The 15,475-nt window shown below is 68.8% G+C and carries 11 protein-coding genes and 1 pseudogene; 2 read left to right on the top strand and 10 right to left on the bottom strand.

Translation table 11 applies throughout. The annotated features are described in order from the left end of the window. Window positions 1-37: 37 nt before the first annotated feature. From ID810_RS02320 to ID810_RS02305, 4 genes are all read right to left on the bottom strand, one after another. On the bottom strand, window positions 38-1,471 hold the full coding sequence (locus ID810_RS02320; protein ID WP_166856232.1) for a sugar nucleotide-binding protein: 1,434 nt from the start codon (window positions 1,469-1,471) through the stop codon (window positions 38-40). A 76-nt stretch (window positions 1,472-1,547) separates the two neighbouring features. Continuing rightward, window positions 1,548-2,843, bottom strand: coding sequence for a DUF2142 domain-containing protein (locus tag ID810_RS02315; protein WP_166856234.1), 1,296 nt, complete (start codon window positions 2,841-2,843; stop codon window positions 1,548-1,550). Between the two features lie 6 nt (window positions 2,844-2,849). Next, window positions 2,850-3,806, bottom strand: coding sequence for a transglycosylase family protein (locus ID810_RS12630; RefSeq protein ID WP_166856236.1), 957 nt, complete (start codon window positions 3,804-3,806; stop codon window positions 2,850-2,852). Between the two features lie 127 nt (window positions 3,807-3,933). Then, entirely contained in the window at window positions 3,934-5,070 is a 1,137-nt protein-coding gene (locus ID810_RS02305; protein WP_166856238.1) for a glycosyltransferase family 4 protein, read from the bottom strand. Between the two features lie 64 nt (window positions 5,071-5,134). Between ID810_RS02305 and ID810_RS02300 the strand changes: the two genes are divergently transcribed. Together ID810_RS02300 and ID810_RS02295 are read left to right on the top strand one after the other, a co-directional pair. Continuing rightward, the gene (locus ID810_RS02300; protein WP_235931559.1) at window positions 5,135-6,277 is read left to right on the top strand and encodes a glycosyltransferase family 4 protein; all 1,143 of its coding nucleotides are present in this window, start codon (window positions 5,135-5,137) and stop codon (window positions 6,275-6,277) included. Further along, the gene (locus ID810_RS02295) at window positions 6,274-7,251 is read left to right on the top strand and encodes a glycosyltransferase (RefSeq protein ID WP_166856240.1); all 978 of its coding nucleotides are present in this window, start codon (window positions 6,274-6,276) and stop codon (window positions 7,249-7,251) included. Before ID810_RS02300 ends, ID810_RS02295 begins: the two co-directional genes overlap by 4 nt. Before the next feature lie 664 nt (window positions 7,252-7,915). On the opposite strand, the pseudogene ID810_RS02290 reads toward ID810_RS02295, so the two are convergent. The 6 genes and pseudogenes from ID810_RS02290 to ID810_RS02265 form a co-directional block, all read right to left on the bottom strand. Beyond that, window positions 7,916-9,141 (bottom strand): annotated as a pseudogene (locus tag ID810_RS02290) (IS110 family RNA-guided transposase). A 274-nt stretch (window positions 9,142-9,415) separates the two neighbouring features. Further along, on the bottom strand, window positions 9,416-10,663 hold the full coding sequence (locus tag ID810_RS02285) for an ABC transporter ATP-binding protein (RefSeq protein WP_235931560.1): 1,248 nt from the start codon (window positions 10,661-10,663) through the stop codon (window positions 9,416-9,418). Between the two features lie 2 nt (window positions 10,664-10,665). After that, complete coding sequence (locus ID810_RS02280) at window positions 10,666-11,532, bottom strand: ABC transporter permease (protein ID WP_166856242.1); 867 nt, start codon at window positions 11,530-11,532, stop codon at window positions 10,666-10,668. A 4-nt stretch (window positions 11,533-11,536) separates the two neighbouring features. Continuing rightward, window positions 11,537-12,655, bottom strand: coding sequence for an acyltransferase family protein (locus ID810_RS02275; RefSeq protein ID WP_166856244.1), 1,119 nt, complete (start codon window positions 12,653-12,655; stop codon window positions 11,537-11,539). Next, on the bottom strand, window positions 12,652-14,538 hold the full coding sequence (locus ID810_RS02270; protein ID WP_166856246.1) for a rhamnan synthesis F family protein: 1,887 nt from the start codon (window positions 14,536-14,538) through the stop codon (window positions 12,652-12,654). The genes ID810_RS02275 and ID810_RS02270 overlap by 4 nt, the downstream gene beginning before the upstream one ends. 71 nt (window positions 14,539-14,609) lie before the next feature. Further along, a complete protein-coding gene (locus tag ID810_RS02265) occupies window positions 14,610-15,452 on the bottom strand; it encodes an NAD-dependent epimerase/dehydratase family protein (protein WP_166856248.1) in 843 nt (280 codons plus the stop codon). Window positions 15,453-15,475 lie beyond the last annotated feature (23 nt).

Below are 15,475 nucleotides of genomic sequence, written 5' to 3'. Positions count from 1 at the left end.
CTTGTGGGACCGTGTTCCCCAGCCGGGGAGCCTGCACTCATCCTTGTGTCAGGGAGCGCACGTAGGCATCCAGGCGCTCCATGGAGTTGGCGGGGGTGAAGCCGGTCGCCGCGATCCGGCTCAGGTCCAGCGCGGACTTCAGGGGGCGCGGGGCGATGCCCGCCTGCCCGGCATAGTACTCGGAAGTGGTGACGGCGGTGACCTCGTCGGCGCTGTGGCCGACGAGCTCATACACGCGCGTGGCGACGTCGTACCAGGAGACGAGCGGGCCCTCACCGGAGATGTTGTACGTGCCGTAGTCGGCGCCGCTGGTGAGCAGGTGGATGATGCCCGCCACCAGGTCCGTGGTGAAGGTGAGGCGACCGGTCTGGTCGGCGACGACGCTCGGGCGCACTCCCCTGGCGGCGAGTCCCACCATTGTCTTGGCGAAGTTCCTGCCGTCGCCCACCACCCAGCTCGTGCGCACGAGGTAGTGCCTGGGCACCGCGGTGACAGCGGCGTCGCCCCCCGCCTTGGACTGGCCGTAGACACCCAGGGGGCTGGGGGGCTCGTCCTCCGTGTGGGGCTCGATGGTGCCGTCGAAGACGTACTCGCTCGAGATGTGCACGAGTGTCAGGCCGTGCTCGGAGGCGATGCGGGCCAGGACGGAGGGGCCGGTGGCGTTGGCGCGCCAGGTGGCCGGGCGTCCCTCGCCGGTCTCGGAGGCGTCGACGGCGGTCCAGGCGGCCGCGTTGACGACGACGTCGTAGCGCGACCAGTCGATGGCCGCCATCTGAGTGGCGTCGGCGATGTCAACATCGGGCAGGTCGACGCCGGTGACGGTGAACCCGGCCTCGGGCAGCTGCCTCATGAGCTCGCGCCCGAGCTGTCCGTTGGCGCCCGTGACGAGTACACGCCGCCCGGTGTGCGCCGCAGCCGGGAAGGGAGTGACCTCGGCCACCCGGGGGTGGGAGCGGTCCTTGTCGGACAGGATCGCCCTCTCCAGCGGAATCGGCCAGGGCACGGCAGCGGTCTCGTCGGCGAGGTTGAGGAAGGTGTAGCGGGCGTCCGGCGACCAGTGGTCGTTGACGAGGTAGGTGTAGGCGGTGCCCGGCTCGAGGGTCTGGTAGGCGTTGCCCACGCCCTTGGGGACGAAGACGGCGACGGAGGGGTCGATGACCGTGGTGTAGACGGTCCCGAAGGAGGGGCCCTCACGCAGGTCCACCCAGGCGCCGAAGACCTTGCCGGTGGCGACGGAGACGAACTTGTCCCAGGGCTCGGCGTGGATGCCGCGGGTGACACCGACCTCATCGTTGAAGGAGATGTTGTTCTGCACGGGCGCGAAGTCCGGAAGACCGAGGGCGACCATCTTCTCGCGCTGCCAGTTCTCCTTGAACCAGCCCCGGTTGTCGCCGTGAACGGTGAGGTCGAGGCGCAGGAACCCGGGGATGGGGGTCGTCGTCACGCCTAGCGGCTTCGGGGACTCGGTCATCTGGTACTCGTCCTCAGGCTCTGTGTGTCCGCGAGCGGGCGCTGCGGCACTGTGCAGTTTAGCCCGCTCCGGTGACTCAGGTGAGGACGGAGACCATGCCCTCACGTGCCGTCCTGCCGTCACGCGCGGGCCTCGTGACGTTCACGAGCACGACTGCAGTCAGCACGGCGAAGGCGCACGAGGTGATGAACAGCAGCATCATCGGGCTGATGGGCAGGTCCCCCGACCACTGCGGGTCGCCCTTGACGTAGTGCATGAGCACCACCTGCTGGGCGATGACGTGAGCGGTGATGACGCAGGCTCCGGTCCAGATCGCCTGGGGGCGGCTGAGACTCACCGGCTCGTCCTTGTCGACGATCAGGAGCATGAGCAGCGCGGGAGCGAGCAGGGGCAGGACGTATCGCGCTTCGAAGGCCTCGAGCGGCTCGAACACCCCGCCTGCGTAGAGGACGACGGGGAGGAGGGCTCCGGTGCCGATGAGGACCAAGGTCGACAGCCACGTGCGCCACGTGCCCGAGCGCAGGGCCAGGAGGATGAGAGCGCCAACCGCGAGCATGACGAGCACGTAGGGGCTGCGCGGGTCCAGCGAGACGTCGCCCCTCCCAGGGCCCCAGTGCACCCCCCAGAAGCCGCCGATGTACTTCGGGATGGTCATGATGCCGATAAGGAGGCGATGGAGGACGCCCCCCTCGGTGCCGTCGGGGGCTGCCCCGGGCATCGTCTCCGTGCCCCCAAAGGAGAGCATCTCCAGCAGCCCGAGGACCCCGAAGGCCACCGTGATGAGGAGCTCGGGCCACACCCCTCGCGTCCATCGCACGGCGAGCAACAGTGCGATGCCGACGAGGAGGAGGAAGAGGGCGACGTCGTCGCGCGCGGCCATGCACATGAGCGCGCCGAGCGCACCGGTGACGAGCAATCCGACGCGCCTGCGTCCTTGCGCACGGGTGGCCAGGTACATCCCGGCGTTGTACGCGTAGAGGCCGACGACCGCCCAGGAGGTCGGGTTGTCCGAAGCGATGAGGTACAGCCCCATCGGGGTCCACGCGATCAGCGGCACGAGCAGCACCGCCCGCTGCTCATCCCGTGGCGCCAGCGTGTGAAGGGACGCGATGAGGACGACGCCCAGCAGGGTATTGAGGATCCGTATGAGCACGGCCGCGAGCTCGGCGTCGGGGCCGATGAGCAGGGGGCGGACCCAGTGGTACCCCAGCGGGAGAGTGTCGTCGGGGGACGGGGACAGGGGGGAGGACAGCGCCCATCCGACGCCGACGAGCAGCGCGAGAAGGGCAGCCAGGATCGGGAGGGGGCGCAGGCGATGACGTCTGGAGGTCCTCATGGCGGCACCGTGGCCGCTCTGGTCCTCAGCGTCCATCGCTGGTTAGTACAGCCCGAGCCTCGCCGAGCAGGCTCCCCACTGGCCCCAACCAGAGCGGGCCTGAAGGATCTGGGCACGCATGGTCTGCTCCTGGGCACTCGCCTGGTGGGGGTAGCCGGTACCGCCCACGGAACGCCAGGTGGACAGGGAGAACTGGTACATGCCGTAGTAGCCGTTGCCCGTGTTCGCCGTGGGGTTGTTGCCCGACTCGCACTGGGCGAGCTGGAGCCACACCCCCGTCACCGCGTAGGGCGAGGACATCGAGCCGTCTGACTGGAGGTAGTAGGAGCCGACCCACTGGTCGCTGGCCATCTGGCCGTTACCGTACAGGTAGTACCAGGTGCCGCCCTGCGACAGCCAGCCGGTGGCCATGTGGCCGCCGTCGTACAGGTAGTACCAGAAGTCGCCGTCCTTGACCCAGCCGGTGGCCATCTGACCGTTACCGTGCAGGTAGTACCAGGTGCCGCCCTGCGCCATCCACCTCCAGGCCATCTGGCCGTTGTCGTGCAGGTAGTACCAGAAGTCACCGATCTTCGCCCAGCCGGTGGCCATCTGACCGTTGTCGTACAGGTAGTACCAGAAGTCACCGATCTTCGCCCAGCCGGTGGCCATCTGACCGTTGTCGTACAGGTAGTACCAGAAGTCCCCGATCTTGACCCAGCCGGTGGCCATCTGACCGCCGTCGTGCAGGTAGTACCAGAAGTCACCGTCCTGCACCCACTGGCTCGAGACGGCCCGGCCTTCGACGTGGTAGAACCATCGGCCGTCCGCCTCCTGCCACCCGTCAACGGGAACGGAGGCGTCAGCGGCCTCGGGAGCGGGCGTCTCGGAGGCCGAGGGGGATGCGGAGGCGGTGGCCGACGCGGTGGCCGACAGGGGCTGCGCGGCCACCTGGGTGACGGGCAGCGTCAGGAGAAGTGCGCACGCGACAGCAGCGCCAAGACGACGAAGACGGCTCATGAAAGGGCCTTTCTGGGACGGTTGACGGCACGAGCAGCCGACCTCAGTCAGCACAACCGCACCACGGTCTCTCCACGGGATCATACAGAGCGGGTGCCTGCCTGCGCCGTGGAACTGCTCACGGCTCTCAGCGGCGGTGCAGGGCCAGGGCCGCCTCATAGGCCTCGACATGGACGCGGGCCGAGGCCCGCCACGTGAACTGCTCCTCGGCCGCGCGTGCCTGGGCGGCCCGGCCCAGCGCCGCCCGGCGGGCCGGGTCGGCGTCGAGCTCCACGAGGGCACGGGCGATCGCCTCAGCGTCCAGGCCGCAGTAGGCGACGGCGTCACCGCCGACCTCCGGCAGGCTCGTCTCACGCGTGGTGAGTACCGCAGCACCGCAGGCCATCGCCTCGAGCACCGGCAGCCCGAAGCCCTCGGCGATCGAGGGGTAGGCAAGAACCTCGCAGCCGGAGAGGAAGCCCGCCAGGTCCTCCAGGGGAAGGTAGCCCGGCCGCAGCACCGTCATGTGGGAGGGGACCGCGTCGAGCGCCGGCTCGATCCCCTCGTCCCAGCCCTTGCCCCCGGCAAGGACGAGGGCGGGCGGCTCGTCGGCGTCGTGGAAGGCCCGCACCCATCCCTCGATGAGGTTGGGGACGTTCTTGCGCGGCTCGAGGGTGCCGAGGAAGCCGATGTAGCGCCGTCCCTCCAGCCCCAGGCCGGCGGCGACACGCTCGCGTTCGGCGTCGTCCACGGGGTGGAAGACCTGCGTGTCGACCCCGTGGTAGGCGACGTGGAACTTCGAGGCGCCGACCCCGACGAAGCGCAGGGTCTCGTCACGGGTGGCGGCCGAGGGCACGACGAGGGCGTCGGCCCCGCGCACGGCGCGCCGGATCGCCGTCGTGAAGAAGACCTGCTTGAGGCGCGAGTGCGCCTGGGGGTGGGAGAAGAAGGTGGCGTCGTGCAGCGTGACGACGACGGGCACCTGGTGCGCCGCCGGGTAGGTGTAGTGCGGCGAGTGCAGGACGTCCGGGCGGATGCGGTGGATGAGTGCGGGCAGACCGGTCTGCTCCCAGGCCAGGCGCGCGCCGCGGTTGGTCAGGCGCTCAGAGACGGGAAAGAGCCGGGCGCGCGGCGCCTTGGCGCGGAAGTGCTCGACGTCGCGCTCCTGGACGGCCATGGCGAGCTGAAGCCCGGTGTCGAGCAGCTCGGGCACGAGGTCATCGACGTAACGGCCCACACCCCCCAGGTTCGCGGGGATGGCAGTGGCGTCGAGCAGGACCTTCATGCATGCCAGGCTACCGGCAGGGCAGTACTCTCGCGGCCGTGCCCGAGCCCGTATCCTCAAGCACATGACGAGTGACACGAGGACGGCGCCCGGCCCTAAGGTCGCCATGGTCGTCGAGCAGCTGTGGCAGCCCGTGCCGGGTGGCTCGGGCACCTACGTCGTCGAGCTGGCCCAGGCGCTGAGCGAGCGCGGCTGCCGCGTCGCCGGCCTGGCCGCCGCGCACGGGGCCGCCTCCGCCCCGGCGGACCTCGGCCTGCCCGCCTCCATGCCGGTGCGCACCGCGCGCCTGCCGCGCACGGCCCTGTACGAGTCGTGGAACCGGCTGCGCCGGCCGCGGGCGGAGTCCGTCCTGCCGGGCGCCGACGTCGTCCACGCCACGACCTGGGCGGTGCCGGGCACACGCCTGCCGCTGGCGGTCACCGTTCACGACCTCGCCTTCCTGCGCGCCCCCGAGCACTTCACCAGGCGCGGCACCTCCTTCTTCCTGCGCTGCCTGGACCGCACGATCGCCGAGGCCGACGTCGTCATCACCCCCTCGCAGGCGACGGCGGACGACTGCGTGGCCGCCGGCATCGAGGCTGAACGGATTGTGGTCATCCCCCACGGCGTGCGCACGCTGCCGGTCACCGAGGAGCAGGTGCAGGCCTTCCGGGCCGATCACGGCCTGAAGGGTGAGTACGTGCTGTGGACGGGCACGCACGAGCCGCGCAAGAACCTCATCGCGCTGCTGCGGGCCTTCAGCGTCCTCGCCACCGACTACCCGGGACTGGACCTCGTCCTCGTCGGTCCGCAGGGCTGGGGCACCAACGTCGAAGAGCGTCGTCTTGTTGAGGAGTTGGGTGGGCGCGTGCACGTCACCGGCCGCCTGTCCGACGCCGACCTCGCCGCCGCCTACACCGGTGCCCGGGCCTTCTGCTTCCCCTCACACTGGGAGGGCTTCGGGCTGCCGGTGCTCGAGGCGATGGCCTACGGCACCCCGGTGGTCACCAGCCGCGGCACGTGCATGGAGGAGGTCTGCGGTGACGCGGGCCTGCTGGCCCACTCGACCGCCCCTGACAAGATCGCCCGTCAGCTGGCCCGCGCGATCGGTCCCGCGCACGATGAGCTGCGCGCCGCGGGCCTGGAGCGGGCCGCGACCTTCACGTGGCAGGCCTCGGCCGCGGCCCACGAGGAGGTCTACGCGGACCTGGCCGAAGGCGTGCGGTGACGCGGCCGACGGCGCGGGTGGTCCTGGTCAACTGGCGTCGAGCGGACCTCACACTGCGGGCGGCGGGCTCGATCCTGCCTCAGCTGCGGGGCGGCGACCGCCTCGTCGTCGTCGACAACGCCTCCGGTGACGGCTCGGCCGAGACTCTTCGACAGGCGGGGCTCGACGTCGTTGAAACGGCGGAGAACCTCGGTTTCGGGGCGGGCGCCAATGCCGGGGCCGCAGGACTCAGTGAGGACGTGCTCGTCCTGCTCAACAACGACGCCGTGGCCGAGGACGGGTTCCTCGACGCCCTCGTCGGCCCGCTGGACGGTTCCCGCCCCCGGCTCGGAGCGACGACGGCCCTCATGCTGCTGGCGGGCCGGTGGCGTCGGGCTCACGACGGCGAGGACGCCCTCGTGGACGCCCGTGGGCTGCGCTGGACGAGGGCGGGCGAGCCCGCTGCCGCGGCTGGTGAGGGGGTCGTGCTCGTCAACTCCACGGGCAACATCGTCGACGGTTCCGGCAACGGGCAGGACCGGGACTGGCTCACCCCCCTGGACGGGCTCGACGCCCCGGAGGAAGTCTTCGGGGTGTGCGGGGGCGCCTGCGCGGTGCGCACCGATGTGTGGCGGCAGGTGGGCGGTCTGCGCGAGGACCTGTTCATGTACTACGAGGACACGGACCTGTCCTGGTGCCTGCGCGAGGCCGGCTTCGACGTGGCTTTCGTGCGCGGCGCCGTCGTCCACCATGAGCACGCGGCCTCCTCGGGTGCCGGCTCCGACATGTTCGTGCGTGTCAACACGCGCAACCGGCTGCTCGTGGCTGTCGAGCATGCGCCCGCGCGCGTGGCGCTCGCAGCGCTTGCCCGTACGACGGGGCGCATGCTGACGGCGGGCCTGCGGGGCCCGGTCGCCACGGGTGGCGCCCAGGCGCTGCGGGCGTTGCCCTCTGCCCTGCACCGTCGGGCCCTCCGCCGTCGTCGCCCCCGCTGAGCCCACCGACTCTCCGCCCTACAGGTGTGCACCGGTCCAGATGCCGGTCGCGCAACCGCCGGTGTCCAGGGTGCTGGGAGGGGGCGTGCACGCTCATGTGACTGGTGTGATCTGGCGGATCTGGACTTTCCGTTGGTATTGCACCGTTTGGGCTGTTTTGCCTCAAACGGTCTTGTGAGCTCCCATGTGCATGGGCGAGGTCCATGCACATGGGAGCTGAAGCACTCGTGAGCGCCGATCGAGAAAACCGCGTGATTCCGCGGTTTCCGACAGACGTCGACATGCGTGAGCGTGCAAGCCCCGCTGCACACGTCACCGCGGCGGGCGCTGAGCCCGCGGGGGGTGCCCCTATGTGGTGTGTCAAGCGGCGGCGGGTGGCTCGTCCGGGACCCCTGTCGGTCACCTCCATCCTCTGCCTCGTTCCCCCCCCCGTCGTCGATCTCGTTCGCGAACCCTTGATCTCGTTCCCTCAACGAACGAGATCAACCCGCGGGGAACGAGATCAACGCACGGGGAACGAGATCAACCGCCTGCCAACGAGATCAACCCGACGCGCGCCGAGTCCGGTCGCAGGTGTGGGGATCGCGCGAGCTGCCGGAGCGGAGGCGGACTGTGAGAGCGGGAGCGGGCACACGGGCGCGGGGGGGTGTGCCTGTGTGGTGTGTCAAGCGGCGGTGGGTAGTTGCTGGGGTGGTGCTGGTGTGTTGTGGAGGGCTTTGTTGCGGGTCATGGCGTGCAGGGTGAGGATGCGTCGGTGGGCCAGGGCGATGAGGGCTTGGCCCAAGGCGCTTTGCCTTGGGTGATCTTGCGGTCGTAGTAGGCCCTGGAGGCGGGGTCTGAGCGTAGTGAGGCGAAGGCGGAGCCGAACATGGCACGCTTGAGGCGCTTGTTGCCGGCGTGGGAGACGTACTCGCCTCTGATGGAGGTGCCCGATCGTCTGGTGACGGGGGTCAGGCCGGATGTGGGAGGCGAGCTGGGCGCTGGTGTCGAAGGTCCGTCCGAGGGTCTCGGCGAGAAAGACTGCGGCGGCCGGGACCCCTGGCCCGGGCATGGGTGGTGGGGACCTGGCAAGAGAGGGTGGGCCACCCGCCGGGGCCTCGACCTGGCGGGCGATGTCATGTCTGTGGGCGTGCAGGGCGGCCAGCTGTCGGGCCAGGCGGCACCGACGCCGGCGGCACTGGTGCCGGCCACCACCGCGCTCTGGGCCTGAAGCGCGTTGATGATCTTGTTTGCCCACGTGGTGTGGCGCCTGGGCGCCGTGCGCCTCGGGGCCTGGCGTCGATGCGTGCCCGTCCGGCCTTACGCAGGGCGGCGGGGGTGGGCCAGGCGGCGATCACCTGAAAGGACGGCGTCGTGCTCGAGCCAGGGGCCCAGGACCTTGGCCAGGGCGGGGCGGGGCCTGGGTGCGCACGGGCCCCTGGATCCGGTTGGCCGTCTGGTTGACCTGGCGGGCCGGGTCCAGGCCCGGACCCGGTGAGCATCGAGGGTGCGGCAGCGTCCTCGTCCGAGGCGCTGACGGACCTGAGCGTGTGGGCCATGGTGCGGGCCGCCTGGGCGATCACGGCCGCGTCACGCGCGTCGGTCTTGGCGTTGCCCGGACTCAGGTTGGCGATGCGCCTGATGGACAGGCCAGGCAGGGTAGCCCACGGTGAATGCCCATGTCCTGGGCGAGGGCGACCGCCAGGGCGCCTGGTGGTGGCGCACCTGGTCAACCACCACCAGGAGCCGGCCGTGACAGGCCAGCGTCTCGTACAGAACGCGGAGCCTGGCCTCGTCGTTGGGCAGGGCCTTGTCAAAGACCTTCTTGCCCTGGCTGGTCACAGCAGTGGCCCAGTGCTCGCACTTACCGACGTCGATACCGACGAAGACGCCGATGTCATCGACCTTCATAGTGGATGCTCCCTTGCGTGGCAGGACGAGCCAGCCTCTCGGGCGACCAGCCCCGCACCCACGTGTGCGCAAGACCTCACCAGTGGCAGGCCCTTCCCCCGATCAGCGCTCACCAGCACGCCGCACGACGACCGGTGACTCTCGCCCCCCGGATCATTCGGTGAGACAGGGGCAAGACATCATGCCGGCCGCCGCTGGCCCAGCCACCGGTATCCCATCACCGGCGACCACCAACAAGGTAACGGGCGCAGCGGTCGTCGCGGACTCAGGTGGCTCAGCCCTCCGACGGGGGCGGCGTCCGTTGGGGAACGGCGACCATCGGCTGCTCGGGCACCAGGCGCTCGTAGCGGGCGCCCAGCGCCATCACCCCCCCGGACTCCATACGGGGGCCGGGGACGACGTCGAAGGCGAGCGCCTTCTGCAGGGCGTCGATGACGCTTGTGAGGTGACTCGGCTGGATGGAGGCCGAGACGAGGTAGGTGTTCGGGCGCATCATGAGCTGGGGAATGCGCACATCCACGGTGCCGGGCCCCGGCTCGATGCGCTCAGGCTGGAACCCCGCGTCGAGGCCGTGCAGCCCCCACACGATGAAGCCGTCGCGGGTGTCGACGGAGACACCGAAGACCGGGCGCTCGACGGTGGTGTCGGCGTGGTAGTGCAGGCGGATCGTCGCCGGGTCACCGGTTGTCAGGCGGGTCGTGGGCTCACCGTCGGCGTCGAGCAGCTCGATACGGTCGATCTGCGCCTCCCCCGACCCGAAGCGCGTACCGCCGGAGCTGACCTCCTGGGCGCCGTGGGCGACGTCCGCGTAGGAGTCGATGAGCGGCGCCGCGGGGCCGACGTCCTGCAGGCGGCCGTGGTCGAGCCACGCCGCCTCGTCGCAGAAGGTGCGCATCTGCTCCAGGCCGTGGGACACGACGACGACGGTGCGCCCGTCAGCGCGGAACTCGGCGAACTTGTTCATGCACCGGTTCTGGAACTCCATGTCGCCGACGGCCAGGACCTCATCGACAAGCAGGATGTCCGGCTCGACGTGGATCGACACGGAGAACCCCAGGCGCACGTACATGCCGGAGGAGTAGTTCTTCACCGGCTGGTCGATGAACCCGCCCACACCGGAGAAGTCGATGATGTCGTCGAGCTTCGCCTCGATCTCGCGCCGGCTCATGCCGAGGATCGCACCGTTGAGGTAGATGTTCTCGCGGCCCGACAGCTCGGGGTGGAAGCCGGACCCGACCTCGAGCATCGCCGCCATCCGTCCGCGCGAGGTGATGGCGCCCGAGTCGGGAGTGAGGATCTTGGCGATGCACTTGAGCAGCGTCGACTTTCCGGAGCCGTTGTGGCCGAGCAGACCGAAGGTCTTGCCCTCCGGGATCTCGAAGTCGATGTCCCTCAGCGCCCAGAAGTCCTCGTACGTGCCGCGCCCGCGCTGAAGGAACGCGCCCTTGAGCGACTGGTTGCGGTTCTTGTAGACGCGGAAGCGCTTGGAGACGTCGGAGACGGTGATGGCAGGCACGGACACGGTCAGAGCTCCTCAACGATACGCGCGGAGTGACGCTTGAAGAAGGTGATCCCGACGGCGTAGGTGCCCACTCCCCACAGCAGGCAGGCGAGGCTGACCCACGGCGACGGCAGGGCGTAGTCGTACAGGCACGAGCGGAAGGCCTCGAGGAAGGTCTCAGCGGGGTTGAGGCGGAAGATCGTCGTGACCGGGATCGGCCGGCCGTTGATCGACCACCCCATGTCGAAGAGGCGGTTCTGGACGTCGTCGAGCATCGTCAGGGAGAAGACGACGCCCGAGGCGTACATCCACACCTGGTTGAAGATCTGCCACAGGTGGCTGATGTCGCGGAAGTACACCGTCGCGATCGACAGGATCATGCCCAGGCCGATCGAGAACAGCGCGGTGAGCGCAGTGACGACGACGAGCGCCGGGACCATGAGTAGGACTTTCGGCCCGCCCACAACGACGGTGATGAGCAGCAGAACGACCATTTCGAAGAGGAAGTCCACGACGAGGGCGGCCACGGCTGAGTAGACGAGCACCTGGCGGGGGAAGTAGACCTTCGTGAGCAGCCCGGAGTTGCTCACGAGTGCGTTCATGGCGTTCATGACGCCCGAGGACAGGAAGTTCCAGCAGATGACGCCGATGCCGATCCACAGGGCGAAGGAGTCGATCCCCGAGTTGCGTCCGGGCTCCACCCCGCCGCGGAAGACGACGCCGAAGATGAGCGCGAAGACCGCGATCGTCGCCAGCGGGTTGATGAGGGACCACAGGCGCCCCAGGGCGGTGCCCTTGAACTCGGAGGACACCGAGCGCTGGGTGAGCCTGAGGGTGAGGTCGAGAACCCGGCGGGGGCTCTCGTCAGGGTCCACGAGCCTGTCGGCCATCGGCTTACCGCCCTTCCTGCTGATCGGGCCCGGTCACGAGCGCCTGCGGACGCCACCACCGCCCCGCGAACGCGCGGGCGGTCATCGCGACCACCCGGGACGTGAGCCGGTCGAGGGCGACCGCCAAGGCGAGGGTAAGGACACAGACGACGCCGAGCATGACGACGAGCTGGACGGGGTAGAAGCTGCCGTAGTCAAGGCCGGAGTAGAGGAACAGCTTGTAGATGATGACGTGGTGGACGAGGAAGACCGGGTAGGAGTACGTCGATACGAGTGTGACTGCCTCACTCACCGGGCCGATCTGCACCCAGGGGGCGAGCACGGTGAGGATGAGGAAGACGCTGATCCCGACGGCGGTGGTCGCCACGTCCTTCGGGATCGTCCCGACCAGCACGCTGGTGACCACCAGCATCGCCAGTGCTGGCACAACGACGACCGGGGGGACCTTCGTGACGTAACGCACGAGGTACATGCCGAACACGAGCTCGGGCAGGCGCACGGTGAGAATGACCGAGCTGGGGAAGGAGGCGCCGTCGCGCAGGACGTAAAGGCTCGCGAGGTAGAGGCCGAGGATGATCGCCGCAGTCGTCTTGGGCCAGCGCTCGACGCCCGCGAGCAGCAGCGGGAACACGAGGTAGAAGAGGATGATGAAGCCGAGGAACCACTCGCCCAGGAGGTAGGCGGTGTGCACTCCGAAGTTCGCGACGAGTCCATCGACGCCGAGAACAGTCCAGATGAGTGAGCGGGCAGGCGCGACGTTGAGAGGATGGCCCCCCATGTCGACGAAGAAGTACAGGGTTCCCAGCAGCCACGCGATCCAGAACATCGGGTAGATGCCCTTGAAACGCTTCCAGAAGAACACTCGCAGGTTGAGCGGGCCGTGATAGGTCGTGGCCAGTGAGGCGCCGGAGACGATGAGGAACAGGGACACGCCCAGGTCCCCGACGTAGACGCCGAAGGGCTGGTTCGTCAGCAGGTAGCGTCCGTCGGTGAGGAACGGGTTGTTGACGTGCGTGAGCACGATGATGAGCGTCGCGAGCGCCCTGATGAGGTCAAGGGAGAAGACCCTGCGTCTGGGGCGGCTGGTGCCCGGGGACGCTGCGCGGGACGGGGCTGCGGTCATCGGATCATCCTCCGGGTCCTGCGGGCAGCCCGCCAGGCGAGCTTCGCGGCGGGACGCAGCACCGTCGGCACGGCCTGGGCGAGACGGCGCTTGACGACGTCGCGCACGGATCCGGCCGTACGGGCGGTGAAGACCATCTCCCGCTCACGGTCGGCCTTCCAATGGGTGGCCATCGCGGTGGTGAGCTCGCGGGTGTAGAAGCTGAGGTTGGTCAGCTCGATCCGTGCGAAGCGGTCGGACAGCAGCATCCCGCTGAAGTAGCCGGCGTCCTGGGCGACGTAGCAGTAGGCGCGCTCGATCGCGTGGGAGACCGTGCCGTCCTCTGCGAGGGGCTCGGGCGGGAAGTCCTCCCAGTCCCAGCCGAAGTCGAAGATCTTGCGCACGGCGGCGGGGCGGAACCAGAAGGTCGAGCCGAGGGGCGCGATGACCTCCCTCTCCCCGGACACCGGGACGCGGGCGCCGAGATCCTTGAGCAGTCGCTGCGTGCGCTCCAGGTTCGGGCCCCAGGCGTAGGAGTAGATCGGGAAGTAGTCCGCGTGGTTCGGCGGCGGCGGTGTGAGCAGGCCCAGGCGCGGCTCGCGCTCGAAGGTCGCGATGACGTTGCTCACGAAGTCCTTGGTCGGCAGGACGTTCTCATAGCACTTGAGGGCGAAGCCCTCTCCGACCGTTCCGGGCTGGATCTGGGTGACCTTCTTGTCGTGGATGAAGCACACGAGGTCGTAGCCGACGACGAGGTCACGGGCACCGACGAGAAGGGCAGCGACGTCGCGTCCGCGGTTCTCGACCAGATGCACGATGACCCTGCGGCCCAGGCCGGTGGTCATCTCCTCGGCCTGGCGCTTCTTGTCCTGCGAGCCGACGGTGATGATGAGGTCGGCGTCGGCCGGCATGGAGGCGGCGTAGCCGAGGAGCTGGTCGAGCAGCTCCATGTAGTGCACGTGCATGACGAGGGCGATCCGCTGAGTGCCTGCGGGTTCGACGTCGACGGAGCGGGTGGGCAGCACGTAGGTGAGCTGGAGGTTGCGGACGAGGTCGGCGAGCTCGACCGTGCGCAGGAGGTTCTCCCAGATGAGGTCGGTGTCGTAGTCCGTCTCGTCACGCAGGTACTCGTAGAGGTCGAGGGCCGCGTTGCCGACCGTCTGGTCGAGGACATCCTCGTAGTTGTGGAAGAAGGAGCGCCGTTTGAAGATCGGGCAGCGCTTGTCCGCGATGAGCCGCTTGGGGGCGAAGATGACGGGCTGGTTGGTGATGCTCTCGAGGTCCTGGGTGTCGACGTAGGCGCCCGAGGTGAAGCCGAGGTCCTCGAAGCGCTTGGTGAAGGCGATCTCGTGGTAACCGACGGAGGTGACGTAGTCCTCGATCTCAGGCATCTCGTCCCAGTACGACTGGAACGCCTCGCTGGTCACCAGCGAGCGCCGGTAGACGTGGAAGTGCGACTGGAGGTGCCGTGGGATGTAGCCGTAGCTGCTGGACCCGTAGTTGCTGTCGCGGATCTCGTGGAACCAGGTCGGCCCCCAGAAGTCCAGATCGCGCCCGGCCATCTCGTCGAACATCTCGGCGAAGGGGTAGACCGGACCCATGATCGTGGAGTTGAGCAGGACGACCTCGTCGAACTCAGCCAGACGGTCCCAGCCGTAGGAGTCCATGGCGGTCTTGTAGGCCCAGACGTCCAGCCCCGTGTTCTCACGGACGATGATGTGGGGGGTCAGGGTCCCGAGGCGGGCGTAGCCCTTGGCCGACAGGTGACCGTTGACCACGACGATGAGCTCGCTGAGGCTGTGGAGCAGGTCCTCGAGCAGCACCTCGACATAGCGGTCGACAACGCCGTCGGCGTCGAAGAAGAAGAAGACTCCGAGTCGCCTCGGCGAGTCATCGAGGATCATGAACAGGGTCCCTTCGTGCTCGCTCGGCGAGCGTCAGAGTTGGGGTGCACGGACGGCGTATGGGCGCCCGGTCAGCGGGCGTCGGCCTCGAGGATGGCGCGCACCTTCGTGGGGTCGCCCCACACCCCCGGGGAGTCGTACGGGCGGTCCGGGAAGGCACCGTACTCCAGAGTGATGTCGAGACCGTTGTCGCGGATGTAGGCCTCGACGCGCTCCGCGAGGGTCATCGGCAGCCCGGTGCAGGCATTGATGACGCCGGTGACGCTCGTCTGGTCGACGATCGCGGCGATCTGCGCGGCCAGGCCGTCAACGGAGATGAAGTCGTACTTGTTCTTTCCCGTCGTGAACGGGAAGGTCTTCTTGCCCTCGGCGGCGGCGGCCAGGAGCTTGGAGAAGATGGAGGAGCCGAAGGCGTCGTCGCCGACGATGTAGTAGGCGCGGATCCACTGCAAGATGGCGTCGTGCTGCTTGGCCGAGAGCGTGGCCACCTCGCGCAGGGCGTTCTTGGCGATGCCGTAGAGGGAGGCCGGGGCGCAGGGGGTGTCCTCCTGGATGGGACCCTCCCAGTAGCCGACCTCGTGCATCGTGCCCATGACGGCGAGCTGCTTGAGACCTCCGGCGTAGAGGTTCTCGATGAGGTGGAAGTGCTTGGCGAGGTCATCGATGTGGGCCGACGAGGTGTGCTTGAAGCCGTCGCGCCAGGCCATGTGGATGACGACGTCGGGCCTGCCCATCTGGTCGTAGATGTCCTCGGCACCGGAGAACAGGTCGAGCTGGAGCCGTCCGGCGCGGTCGTCGACGGAGTCCAGCCGCAGGTCCACGGCTGTGACATCGAGACCACGGTCGAGGAGGGCACGCACGACATGCCGCCCGATATAGCCACCAGCGCCAGTGACGAGAACCGTCTTACCCATATCCCGGGATCGTAGCAGCCAGG

Source organism: Actinomyces respiraculi (genome assembly GCF_014595995.2).
In the GTDB taxonomy this organism is placed as follows: Bacteria; Actinomycetota; Actinomycetes; order Actinomycetales; family Actinomycetaceae; genus Actinomyces; species Actinomyces respiraculi.
This window is presented reverse-complemented; position numbering and strand designations above follow the sequence as displayed.